13 protein-coding genes and 2 tRNA genes are annotated in these 11,903 nt (G+C 44.1%); 7 read left to right on the forward strand and 8 right to left on the reverse strand.

Features of this window, described 5'->3' with window-relative positions; genetic code table 11:
- Nucleotides 1-7: 7 nt before the first annotated feature.
- The 4 genes from B3143_RS14870 to B3143_RS14885 form a co-directional block, all read right to left on the reverse strand.
- A tRNA-Thr gene (locus tag B3143_RS14870) sits at nucleotides 8-83 on the reverse strand.
- 205 nt (nucleotides 84-288) lie between these two features.
- Nucleotides 289-516, reverse strand: coding sequence for a hypothetical protein (locus B3143_RS14875; RefSeq protein ID WP_004781576.1), 228 nt, complete (start codon nucleotides 514-516; stop codon nucleotides 289-291).
- A 439-nt stretch (nucleotides 517-955) separates the two neighbouring features.
- A complete protein-coding gene (locus tag B3143_RS14880) occupies nucleotides 956-1,156 on the reverse strand; it encodes a hypothetical protein (protein WP_004781578.1) in 201 nt (66 codons plus the stop codon).
- A 204-nt stretch (nucleotides 1,157-1,360) separates the two neighbouring features.
- Nucleotides 1,361-1,451: transfer RNA gene (locus B3143_RS14885), tRNA-Ser, on the reverse strand.
- 121 nt (nucleotides 1,452-1,572) lie between these two features.
- Here B3143_RS14885 and B3143_RS14890 point away from each other — a divergent pair.
- Nucleotides 1,573-3,453: a potassium transporter Kup gene (locus B3143_RS14890; protein WP_004781579.1), complete on the forward strand. Its 1,881-nt coding sequence runs from the start codon at nucleotides 1,573-1,575 to the stop codon at nucleotides 3,451-3,453.
- A 66-nt stretch (nucleotides 3,454-3,519) separates the two neighbouring features.
- Here B3143_RS14890 and B3143_RS14895 read toward each other — a convergent pair whose 3' ends face one another.
- Nucleotides 3,520-4,077, reverse strand: a complete 558-nt coding sequence (locus B3143_RS14895) for a hypothetical protein (protein ID WP_004781581.1) — start codon at nucleotides 4,075-4,077, stop codon at nucleotides 3,520-3,522.
- Nucleotides 4,078-4,343: 266 nt separating this feature from the next.
- Between B3143_RS14895 and B3143_RS14900 the strand changes: the two genes are divergently transcribed.
- The gene (locus tag B3143_RS14900) at nucleotides 4,344-5,441 is read left to right on the forward strand and encodes a DNA/RNA non-specific endonuclease (RefSeq protein WP_004781583.1); all 1,098 of its coding nucleotides are present in this window, start codon (nucleotides 4,344-4,346) and stop codon (nucleotides 5,439-5,441) included.
- 85 nt (nucleotides 5,442-5,526) lie between these two features.
- Nucleotides 5,527-5,772 carry a hypothetical protein gene (locus tag B3143_RS14905; protein WP_004781584.1) on the forward strand — a complete coding sequence of 82 codons (246 nt, stop codon included), beginning with the start codon at nucleotides 5,527-5,529 and terminating at the stop codon, nucleotides 5,770-5,772.
- A 72-nt stretch (nucleotides 5,773-5,844) separates the two neighbouring features.
- Here B3143_RS14905 and B3143_RS14910 read toward each other — a convergent pair whose 3' ends face one another.
- The gene (locus B3143_RS14910) at nucleotides 5,845-6,915 is read right to left on the reverse strand and encodes an AraC family transcriptional regulator (protein ID WP_286741105.1); all 1,071 of its coding nucleotides are present in this window, start codon (nucleotides 6,913-6,915) and stop codon (nucleotides 5,845-5,847) included.
- Between the two features lie 108 nt (nucleotides 6,916-7,023).
- On the opposite strand from B3143_RS14910, the gene B3143_RS14915 reads away from it, so the two are divergent.
- Nucleotides 7,024-7,617, forward strand: coding sequence for a hypothetical protein (locus B3143_RS14915; protein ID WP_286741107.1), 594 nt, complete (start codon nucleotides 7,024-7,026; stop codon nucleotides 7,615-7,617).
- 337 nt (nucleotides 7,618-7,954) lie between these two features.
- Here the strand turns inward: B3143_RS14915 and hisF are convergent, their stop codons facing one another.
- Nucleotides 7,955-8,713, reverse strand: a complete 759-nt coding sequence (hisF, locus tag B3143_RS14920; protein ID WP_004781588.1) for an imidazole glycerol phosphate synthase subunit HisF — start codon at nucleotides 8,711-8,713, stop codon at nucleotides 7,955-7,957.
- A gap of 113 nt (nucleotides 8,714-8,826) precedes the next feature.
- On the opposite strand from hisF, the gene B3143_RS14925 reads away from it, so the two are divergent.
- From B3143_RS14925 to B3143_RS14935, 3 genes are read left to right on the forward strand one after another with little or no spacing between them, the layout of a single operon-like run.
- Nucleotides 8,827-9,774, forward strand: coding sequence for a homoserine kinase (locus tag B3143_RS14925; RefSeq protein ID WP_286741108.1), 948 nt, complete (start codon nucleotides 8,827-8,829; stop codon nucleotides 9,772-9,774).
- A gap of 26 nt (nucleotides 9,775-9,800) precedes the next feature.
- On the forward strand, nucleotides 9,801-10,427 hold the full coding sequence (locus B3143_RS14930) for a DUF1294 domain-containing protein (RefSeq protein ID WP_286741110.1): 627 nt from the start codon (nucleotides 9,801-9,803) through the stop codon (nucleotides 10,425-10,427).
- Between the two features lie 20 nt (nucleotides 10,428-10,447).
- On the forward strand, nucleotides 10,448-10,843 hold the full coding sequence (locus B3143_RS14935; RefSeq protein ID WP_286741111.1) for a DUF4870 family protein: 396 nt from the start codon (nucleotides 10,448-10,450) through the stop codon (nucleotides 10,841-10,843).
- A 61-nt stretch (nucleotides 10,844-10,904) separates the two neighbouring features.
- On the opposite strand, the gene B3143_RS14940 is transcribed toward B3143_RS14935, so the two are convergent.
- Entirely contained in the window at nucleotides 10,905-11,834 is a 930-nt protein-coding gene (locus tag B3143_RS14940; protein WP_286741114.1) for a DMT family transporter, read from the reverse strand.
- Nucleotides 11,835-11,903: the final 69 nt, after the last annotated feature.

Below are 11,903 nucleotides of genomic sequence, written 5' to 3' on the forward strand. Positions count from 1 at the left end.
AAGAAAATGGTGCCGGCACACGGATTCGAACTGTGGACCTACTGATTACAAGTCAGTTGCTCTACCAACTGAGCTATGCCGGCGTTGTGGAGTGCATTTTACAGATTTTTCTTAAGGGCGCAAGCCAAAAAATAACCGTTCAATCTTATAACGAATTTTTTATTGCTGATCATTGAATCATCTTCACTCAGGCATCTACATTTAAATCATGAAATTGCCCACATCAGTGATATGGGCAAGGGTAAAGGACTGATATTTAAAATCTATTATGAGTGAGTTAAAAGGGATTTATCTGCTTTTGAGTATCCGATCCAGGTCTTGTGCGCATTCCTCTAAAGTAAAGGCCATATCAAACTGCATTTGAGGTTTGAGTTCTTGAGCGAGACTTCTCCACTGTTCAATTAGTTTTAGGGCTTTTTGAATCTTATGTTTGTTGACGTCTTTGGCAATGGTCGGGGTATAACCACCGCGTTTGGCATTTTTTATCTGTTTCATGTAGTTTGCGCTGTTATTCATGTCCACTCTCCGAATAGCAGTGTTTCCACTTTTTTCTAACCCAAATAAGGAAGGCTCAAGCAATAACGTTTTCTATCTTTTGGTTTTTATTCTCCTTTTATCCTGTTTTGATTCCACCATAACATAGCGATGATGACAATGAAATTAAGCTATTTTTATGCCAGATTTTGTTTCCATCATATAAATAAACTAAAAGAAGAACATAAAGTTAAGAAAGCAATAAAAATGGATATATCATGATTTTATCCAAAGAATTTATTTCAATATATCCCAGCCTATGCTCTCCTTTCTTTAAGTCTATAAAAAGAAGAAGCAAGCGATACTCTCTTCAAAAATAACCAATAAAACGAATCATCCTTTTTTCAATTCCTCTGTTCAAGATGCTCACTTTTAAGGTTTTAGACTATAAAAAAAGCCCAATATAAAATTGGGCTAGGGCTTAAGGCTCGACTTCTAGCGGATCACCATCTTCAGGACGAAGATGACGTGTACCGTCATCCGCAGGATCTACACTTGAACCATCTTTGGTGATCGGATTGTACATTTCGTCCTCTTTTTTATCGTCAGTGAACTCTTCATCTTCGAAATCCAGAGGTTCGTTATCATCATCAAAATTTAGGGGCTTTTCATCATCTTTCATAGCGATCCATCATTTTTTACCAAGATAAGATCATGCTCGAATATTCCTCAGTGTCATTCAACAGCCATCCCGCATCATTTATGTAACTTGTATTGTTATTCTTTTATTTTAACGCATTACCTCATAATTTAGGCAATAAAAAAGGCCTAAACCCTTTAGATTTAAGCCTTCTAAGACATCATGTGGCTACATGATTATGAATCTTGGCGGTGAGAGAGGGATTCGAACCCTCGATACGCTATAAACGTATACACACTTTCCAGGCGTGCTCCTTCAGCCACTCGGACACCTCACCATGGCCGTGGATGATATAGAAAAAATGCCAGTCTGCCAAGCTTGAAACAATTGATTTGCGGAAAAACTTTGAGCGCAATGCTATGATTCGCAAAAATGCTTGTTAAAAACGAAGACGATATATGCAAAGCACTGTACAGAAAGCAGCTCTCCCAGTAATTACGCTGGCTGCGCTTGGGGTTGTTTTTGGAGATATTGGAACCAGTCCATTGTATGCACTACGCCAATGTTTTCTGACGTCGCACCTTGCCATTAGTGAAGCTTCGGTGTTGGGCATTTTGTCCTTGATCTTCTGGTGCATCATGCTGACGGTGAGCTTCAAATACGTCACCATTATCATGCGTGCTGATAACAACGGTGAGGGTGGAATCATGTCCTTGCTGGCCCTCAACTTGCGAACCACACGCATTTCTGATGACAAGAAAATTTACCTGATTGCGCTCGGCTTTATTGGGGCATCACTGTTCTTTGGTGACGGGATCATTACCCCGGCAATTTCTGTGTTATCTGCGATTGAAGGGCTGAGTATTGCCACACCTGTGTTTAATCAATGGTTAGAACCTTTATCGATCGGGATTATTGCCGGACTCTTTCTGGTGCAACGTCATGGTACCGGAACCATGGGTAAATTTTTTGGTCCACTGACCTTACTCTGGTTCCTGTCAATTGGTGGTTTTGGTTTATGGAGCATTATCCAGACCCCGACAGTACTGGCCATGGTGAATCCATACTGGGCCTATCATTTTGTGGTCGATCAGCCTTTTGTAGCCTTCTTGACCATGGGGGCCGTAATTCTGACCATGACCGGAGGTGAAGCCATTTATGCCGATATGGGGCATTTTGGTCGTCTGCCGATTCGTCTGGCCTGGTTTATTATTGTGTTGCCCTGTTTGTTACTGAATTATGCTGGGCAGGGCGCGTTGTTGCTGCGCCGTCCTGAAGCACTGGAAAATCCTTTCTATATGCTGCTTCCGGAATGGGGCTTATATCCAATGATTGGTCTGGCAACAGCAGCTGCTGTGATTGCCTCACAGGCGGTCATTACCGGGGTATTCTCCATGGTAAATCAGGCCATTCAACTGCGCTATTTACCGCGTCTGAGCGTAAAGCACACATCAGCCGAAGAGCGTGGCCAGATTTATCTGCCCTTCATTAACTGGATGCTGTTTATTTCCGTAGTGATTCTGATTTTGCTCTTTGAAAATAGCGCCCGGCTGGCAAGTGCTTATGGGGTCGCAGTCACCATGACCATGCTCTGTGGCACTATTTTAATCAGCATTCTGGCTTATGGTTTCTGGCGCTGGCCAATCTGGAAAGTGGTGTTATTTGCCACGCCATTCCTGATACTGGATCTGGTTTTTGTAGCCTCAACGTCTTTAAAAATTGCCTCAGGTGGCTGGGTACCGATCCTGCTCGGGGCGGCATTATTTACGATCCTGATGACCTGGAAAGATGGTCGTGCACTGGTCTTGAACCGTCTAGAAAAAGATGCGCTACCGATTGACCTGTTTATTAAGAGTATTTCAATTGGAGGAGGCACCAAGTTTGTGCCGGGTGAAGCGATTTTCCTGACCGGAACCCCGACCATTGTGCCGCATGCGATGCTGCACAATATCAAGCACAACAAGGTGCTACATGAGCGCAATATTCTGGTGACGGTTATTACCCGGGATATTCCTTTTGTAGGTGATGAAGAACGCATCAAACTGGAAAAACTCAGTGAGCATTTTTATCGAGTCACGATGTATTACGGATTTAAGGATCAGCCAAATATCCCGGAAGCATTGCAGCATGCGTATGCAGAATGGGGTTTTGAATATGACCTGATGCAGATCAGTTTCTTTATCTCCCGGGAACGGATTATGCATACGGTGGGAGAGGGAATGGCACCTTGGCGGGAAAAACTGTTTGTTTCCATGCAACGTAATACCAGTCCAGTCAGCGACTTCTACCAGATTCCGACCAACCGGGTGGTTGAACTGGGTAGTCAGATCGAGATGTAAAAATAAAAAAACCAGAGCTAGGCTCTGGTTTTTTAGGGGAGAGAATTTAGAAAGCTTTATAACAAATTATTGTTCTGTTGCTTCTGTCTCAGCCGGCATTTCAGGGGCGGCATTTAAAGATGCATCTACTGCAGGATCGGCTTCAGCTTCTACTGCAATTTCAGTTTGTTCAGTTATCGCAGCCGCTTCAGGTGCAGCAGCTTGCTGTTCTTCAAGAGCTGGTTGCTCTACAGCTTCACCCATGGTCATTTCCTGTTCTGTAGCAGAAGTTGCTGGTTCAGACTCAAGATTGGCTGGAGCTGGATTGGTATCCGGCATTTCTGGTTGTGCAACAGGTGCATTAGGCATGCCTGAAGTTGGCATTGGCTGATTTGGCATTGATTGTTGTGGCTGCTGGCCTGGCTGAGCAGGTGCAGACATTGGCTGGTTTACCAGACGGATCTGTCCAGAATTTACCAGGCTTTCCAGTGAGGCTTGCTGACCATTTACAGTGGTACTAATTTTAGCTTTAGACAAGCTTTCAAGTGTCTCACCCGCTTGTACAGGAGGCTCAGCGAATGCGCCGGCACTGATCACACTTGTAAATATTCCGAGACCTAATAACTTAGATAGTTTGGAATTCATAAATTAACTCCATTGCTAATAATTGTACGTAATTTGAGTAGTCAAATAGCTTTGCACACTCAAGAAGAGGTCACAATCAAAGCTACTTAAAGATTAAAAAACCGCGCTGAAAGCTCACTAAAAAAACGACACTTTGTTACAAGATTTAAGAATATAGGGGTAGATTGTGTAATTATTAGGCAAATAAAGAGGGTAAGATATACTTCATATACATGGCTTGTTAAGCTCGCAAAACCCCCGATTTTGATCTTAAAAGCACGTGTAGCATGGCAAAGAAGCAGCGTAAGTCGAAGAATTCAGTTTTTCAGTTTTTTAATGAAAATAGCGTGAAAGTGATCCTGGCAATGGTCGCTTCCGGGAGTTTTGCGATTGCGTTTGGCCAGGAAAAAATCAGTCAGTGGATTTCTTTGCCGTCTACATCGAATTCGAGCTGTCTGGAACAATTTTACCGGGATATCCCGCCTTACCTAATGAAAGACAGTCTGAAAAAAGACAGTTATTCACTGTGTTTTAATGGCTTTAATGTGGGTTATTCCGGCGTATCCAAAACGCCACTGTGGGTGGCAGAGGCATTAACACCGAAGCGCCTGAGCCAGAAAATTCCACGTGAAGACAACTTCCATGAAGAAACGCGACTAAATGCTGCTCATCGTGCGACTTTGGCTGACTATCGTGGTTCAGGCTATGACCGTGGCCATATGGCGCCAAATGCAGACATGCCAAATAAAGCTTCACAGTCTGACAGTTTCTCGCTGGCCAATATGGTCCCGCAGGCACCAAAGAACAATCAGCAGGTCTGGCGCGAGCTGGAAGAAGCGACCCGTGCCATTGTGACCAAGCAGAAGCAGGACGTATATGTAGTGACCGGGCCGGTCTTTGCTGCCAAAAAGCTGAAAACTATTGGCAAGGGTGTGATTGTACCGACTGCCGTGTACAAAGCGATCTACATGCCGAAAACTGGTGCCATTGGTGCCTACTATGCTCCTAATGATAATTCGCTCAAGGTTCGCATTGTCAGTGTCTGTTATCTGGAAGAGCAGCTTGGCATTAACCTGTTTCCTCAGTTAACTGAAGAACAGAAACGTAATACCTATCATCTGCCGTTGACTGCGAATGCTGTGAAGGCTAACCAGAAAATTGCCTATTCGAATTGGGATGCAGAAAGCCAGTGTGCTGAAGACGTGCCGAAAGAAGATCTGGAAAAACTGCAACGTGAGTTCAAACCGTCGGCTTCAAGTTCAACCAGTACAAGCAATACAAGCTCATCAGTCAATAAGAGCGGAATTGATCATGATACCCAGGACACGATTGTTAAACAGCTGATTGAGGCCTTACTACAATACATCCTGCAGCTGCTGAAATAGTGAAAAGGAGCTTGCTGTAAAAAGCAGGCTTCAGGTAGCATGCTGAAGACAGGTGAGTAAAAATAATAAAACAGAGTAGAAATTAATGTTTAAAGCATTTGAAAATGGAACCGAATCGCATGCGATTCATGATCTGACAGTTGAGAATGATCTGGACTGTGTCAGTCTGTATGGCAATCTGCAAATTACCAAAGACCAGGCTGGTCTCAAGGCAGCCAAAGTCTTGCAGGCACTGTTAAATGATATTGTGCAGCAGCTCGAAGAAACACCGGATCTGCCAGAAAAAATTGAACGCAATGATGCAGATGAAATTGAAAATCCATTCTTATAAAAATTTCTTAAATCACTATTCCGGCTAGAAAAAAGCTCCTCTGATGAGGAGCTTTTTATTTTATTCAAACTTTTAAATCTGATATGGGACATTAATCTCTGCGGTAGCAGGATAGTCCAGAAATTTTTCCTGCACCTGGGTTTTTATATATTCTGAGCGCCATTGTTGTGGTGTTTGAGCCGTCCACTGCTTAAAGGCACGCTGAAATGCGCTCTGCTCAGAATAGCCAAGCAGCATGCTGATTTCTTGCAAACTCAGATGAGGATCTTTCAGATATTGCATGGCCATCATGCAGCGGATTTCCTGCATACGCTGCTGATAGGTCTGACCCTGTTTTTGTAGGTAGCGTTGTAGCTGGCGTACAGAAAAATTCATCTGTTTGGCAATATGCTCAATCTGGAACATATTTTTCTGTAGACCGACCAGAATCGCCTGTTGTAGACGTTGATCAACCTGGGTGGAGTTCGGAAGTTTTTCCAGCACCGCTTCTGCCTGTTGCATCAGTAATTTCTGTAAGGTCTGATCACCTTTCTTTAAAGGCGTAGACATTTCACTCACAGGAATCAGTACCTGATTTCTGGCCTGCCCGAAACGGACCTTGCAGCGGAAATACTGTTCATAGACCGCAATATTTTTATTGACCGGGTGCTGAAAATGGACTTCATGCAGATGCAGTTGATGCTGGTCCAGAATACTTGAGCGAATAAATTCAGTCATGAGCGCGATAGCAATCTCATCTGTGAGTTGCGTACTCACTTTAAACGGAATCTCGCTCCAGGAAATGGACAGGTAATCTCGATCCAGACTGACCTGTAAAGGACTGCCATCGTAGATCAGGCGATGATAGTCATGATAACGCATAAAGGCTTCGCCCAGCGTTTCACTGGATAGTGCCAAATAGCCAATAATACCCAGATGCTTGGCTTGCACCAGTTGCGCGATTTCCAGGCCGAGTGCCGGCCGCTGCAACTCCTGGTCCAGCTGGCTGAGCAGATCGCGCCAGAGAATATAATCAAAACGCTCCAGGTTCTGGATCGCAAACAATTTCTTGGGAATGTCCAGTTGTTTGAGCTGGTAATAGTCCAAAAGCAAATGTCCTAAACCACCATATACCGAACCGACATAATCTTGGGGAACGTGCATTTTTTAATTCTTTTGTTCTGTCGTTTTTTGTCAATGATATTGAAATTATCGGTCAATATCTAGCCCTTTATTTGACCTATAGTGTAAACAAACAGGGAGGAAAAGATCATGTGGAAAGGCTTTCTAGTAGGACTAGTCGTAGCCAATGGCTTTGAATGGTTTGCGCATAAATATGTGCTGCATGGTACGCATCGAACAGGTCAGACGCGTTATAGTCCTGTACCAGAGAGTATGCGTTCACATTGGGAACATCATCGTGAAGTTCGCAGGACCAGATTTTCTGATTATGCCTATATTGAAGGTTTGAAAAACTGGCGAATCCGCAATGAAATCGGTTCACTGGCCGTCGCAGCAAGCGTATTTGGACTGACTTTTTATCCCTTGTCCAAAGGTATGTTTCTGGCTACGTTGTATAGTGCAGGCAATTATTTTTATATGCATCGGCGAGCACATCTGCAACCAGAGTGGGCCAGAAAAAAAATTCCCTGGCATTATGATCACCATATGAACAGTAATCAGGACGCCAACTGGTGTGTAACCAAGCCCTGGTTTGATTATTTAATGGGAACCCGGGTGATTTCCTCAGCAGATTTACAGGAAAAAAATCCCCTTGGTATTGCCTTGCCGGAACAGATCTCTACGCGCTTAACCCACTTAACCCAGCGTTATTTCCCGGCTAAATGGGCTAAAGATCGTGATTAAATAACTTAAAATTCGAGTAATCTGCCACATAAAATGTTAACCATTTCTCACTTTGGTTAGCCCTGTCGTGATTTGTCAATAAATTCTGCATATATTGTCAATATTGTGCTCAGGATTTCACCTATATTTGCGTCTGTTGATGATTGAAAATCTTATCAACCTGCATACAGATTGAGTTATATTGTAAATGTCAAAGATATCAAGTGCTGTAGTTCTTCTTGGTTTTTATAGGGAGTCGCAAGACTCCTTTTTTTGTCCAGAATTTAAATGATTTCTAAGAATAATGCATAAAAAAAGAGTGTGATATTCACACTCTTTTTCATTTGAATGCTGTCGTTTAAAGACGCATTTCAATACCTTGAGCAGCTAGATAAGCCTTGGCCTCAGGAATGGTATGTTGGCCAAAGTGGAAAATAGAAGCAGCAAGTACTGCATCGGCACCACCATGGATAATCCCGTCAGCCAGATGCTGCAAGTTGCCTACGCCACCTGAAGCAATCGTTGGTACAGTCACACGGTCATTGATAGCACGCATGAGCGGAATGTCATAACCTGCTTTGGTACCATCGGCATCCATAGAGGTAATTAACAGTTCACCTGCACCATAACTGGCCATTTTCTCTGCCCATTCCAGGGCATCAATGCCGGTCGGTTTGCGTCCGCCGTGGGTAAAGATTTCCCATTTATTCTCGCCAGTTTTTTTGGCATCAATCGCTACTACGATACATTGCGCACCAAAACGCTGTGAGGCTTCCTGTACAAACTCAGGATTGAAGACTGCTGCCGAGTTAATACTGACTTTGTCTGCACCTGCATTTAACAGTAAACGAATATCTTCGACTTTACGCACGCCACCGCCTACAGTAAGCGGTACGAATACAGATTCAGCCATACGCTCAACGGTACGATAAGTGGTGTCGCGTCCATGATGTGTAGCGGTAATATCAAGGAAAGTAATTTCATCGGCACCTTGTTCATTATAACGGCGTGCCACTTCTACTGGGTCACCCGCATCACGAATATCAAGGAACTGAACACCCTTGACTACGCGACCGTTGTCGACGTCCAGACAAGGAATAATACGTTTAGCTAGCATAAATTTTTCCAATTATTACAGCCGATTATGAAACTCACCCACGCAAGCGCTACACCTTGGTAGATGGAAACGGTATTCTAGCAAAAATATGTAAGTTTTTTCGCAGGTTTTCTATGTCGGTTTATACCACTTTGACTTTAAAGGAAGTTCAGGATTTCGCAGCACCCTATGGACTTGAGGTGATTGATCTGATTCCCATTCAAGGAGGTATCCAGAATACGAACTATTTTCTGGTCTGTGAAAACCAGCAATATGTGCTGACTGTTTTTGAAGATATGGATGAACAGGCCGCTGGAGAGCTGGTGCCGGTCTTGCAGCATCTGGGTCAGGCAGGTCTGGCCGTACCGGTGCCTTTATCCCACTCAGGCAAAGCCATTCACACGCTAAAAAATAAGCCGGCACAAATTGCACCACGCATGATGGGCGAGCATCCGATGCCATCTACCGTTGCGCAGGCGGAAGCGATTGCCATTGCTCAGGCCAAAATGCATGTAGCATTGAAAGATTTTAAACTTGAGCGTGCCTTTGTCCGTGACCATGCCTACTGGTATAACGTAGCACAGGAAATTAAGCCGAGTCTGAACGCAGCAGATAAAGTCTTACTGGGTAAACTTCTGGGCCTGTATGAAGCTTTAACCGCAGTTTATCCGAATCGTCCACGCGGCTTTATCCATTCGGATCTGTTTCGTGACAATACCCTGTTTGAGGGTGATCAGCTAAAAGGAATTCTGGACTTTTATGAACTGAATAAAGATGAATTCCTGTTTGATATTGCGATTACTTTAAATGACTTCTGTACCAATTATCCGGAAGTCACCTTAAATGAAGAAAAGGCCAATGCCTTTTTAAGAGCCTATGAAACTGTTCGTCCTTTGACTGAAGATGAAAAATCATGTCTGGAACTTTACCTGGCAATGGCTGCGGGTCGTTTCTGGATGATGCGTCTGCAAGTGGCACAGAAAAATGCGGCTGAAGGTCGTACCGGTGAAGATATTCTGCAAAAAAATCCGGAAGAGATGCGTAACATGCTGATTGAACGTTTAAAATTCGTGACAGCTTAAATTTAGAATAAACAGGAACAGGCAAAATGCGCGATCAGGGACGTCTGGTAGAATGGTTTGATGACAAAGGCTATGGCCTTATTCAGCCCAATGATCCGGCCAAAGATCGCGTGTTTTTGCATATCAAGGATTTTGCCCGTCCCGGTCCACGGCCAATTGTTGGTTGTGCGCTGGATTATCTGGTGATTCTGGATGAGCAGGGACGTTATCGTGCCCAGCAGGTTATGTACCTGAAAGCATCGCAAACCAAAACTGCAAAAATAAAAACTAAAACATTAGGCCGAAGCCAGCAAGAAAAATTGCAGCCGATGCAGGTTGCTTCTGTGGTCTATATTCTGGTACTGGCGGGACTCAGTTTAGCCGGCTTATTGAGTGGAATGATCCTGTTGCTGGTGAGCCTGATGAATGTCCTTAGTTACTGGCTGTATGCCCAGGATAAGGAAGCGGCACAATTGGGCAATCGCCGTATTCCAGAAAATACCCTGCATCTGGTGGCATTTCTAGGAGGGTGGCCGGCAGCCTGGCTGGCACAGCAAAAATTACGTCATAAAACACAAAAACAACCCTTCCGGCAAATTTATTTTTGTACTATAGCTTTTAACATCATTTTGATTATATGGCTGATTTCTCCCTTTAACAGCCTGAATATCTAGAAACAACCACAGGAGCGTAGATGAACTATTCAATTGATAAAGACTCAAATCGCACGCTAACCCTGATTCTTTATATCTTATATATCGTGGCCATTTTTAGTGGTGGCTTGCTGGCAGTGATAGCACTGATTATTAACTATGTGAAGCGCTCGGATGTACGAGGTTCGATTTTTGAAAGCCACTTTACCTGGCAAATCCGCAGTTTCTGGTGGTATCTGTTCTGGAATATTGTAGCCTTTGTGCCATTCCTATTCCTGTTCTTTACCCATGAAGATCCGGACCTGTTTGCAGGGGTTGCTTTTGGTGCATCCACTTTCTGTCTGGTTGTGGTCTTTGTTTCCTGGATATGGATTGTCTATCGCGCGATTCGCGGCATTATGCATCTGAATGACAATCGACCGATGTATACCAAATAAGATTAGCTATATTTCTCTAGATAAAAAACTCCCCCTTTTCTAACAGGGGGAGTTCATAAGCTTAGGAAAGATCTTCCTTCAACTCTTCTATTTTTTCTTTTCTGAAAAACTTTGGCTTCCATTCGCTGGCAATCACCCCAAGTACCACCATCAATCCGCCTAGAAGTGCCAGCGCAGGCAAACGTTCTCCCGCCATACATCCAAATAAACTTGCCCAGATCGGTTCACCGGCATAAATGATCGCAGCTTGGGAAGGATCTACCATTTCCTGTGCCCAGTTCATTACCAGTTGAATACAGGCACTGGCAATACCGAGACCGACCAGAATACCTGCCAGATGCCAGTGAAAGTCAGGTAACTGAGATTCACCCAGCATCGGTGCTATCAGAAAACAAAATAGCGAGGCAAAAATGAGTTGTAGCACGGTAACACGCCGGGTATTCACCTTCGGAGCAAAATGACTGATAAAAATAATCTCAAGTGCAATGGCAATCGAGCCGAGCAAAGTCAGCGCCTGACCAAAATTCAGCTGGATGGCACCAAAGCCATTACCTGTCAAAAATACCAGACCGAGAAAGGCAAACAGGGCACCGACCCAGGTCATGAAATGCGGTTTTTTACGGAACAGTAGCCACAGCAGTAGAGGCACTAAGGGAACATACAGTGCAGTCAGAAAGGCCGATTCACTGCTGCTAATCGTTTGCAAGCCCACCGTTTGTGTTCCATAGCCGATTGCAATCACAGCCCCGATGATGACACCCGCTGCCACTTCTTTAAGTGTCATGCCCTTCAGATGCTTCAGGGACAGCACAGTTACGGCAATTGCCGCTGCTGCAAAACGTAATCCGACAAAGATCACAGGACTACTAAAATTCAGGCCATATTGTACGGTGATAAAACTGCCACCCCAGATGATGGTAATCAGGATCAGAGCAAGTTGAGGAACTTTCGTCCTCCAGGTAGAGGATGTTTGGGAAACAGATGTCGACATGAGGAGGAGGAGATCAAAAAATTGAACAATAAAAAAAGAGGTCCACAGACCACTGCTGTCCCATAGTTT

Source organism: Acinetobacter sp. UBA1496 (genome assembly GCF_002324975.1).
Taxonomy (GTDB): Bacteria; Pseudomonadota; Gammaproteobacteria; order Pseudomonadales; family Moraxellaceae; genus Acinetobacter; species Acinetobacter variabilis.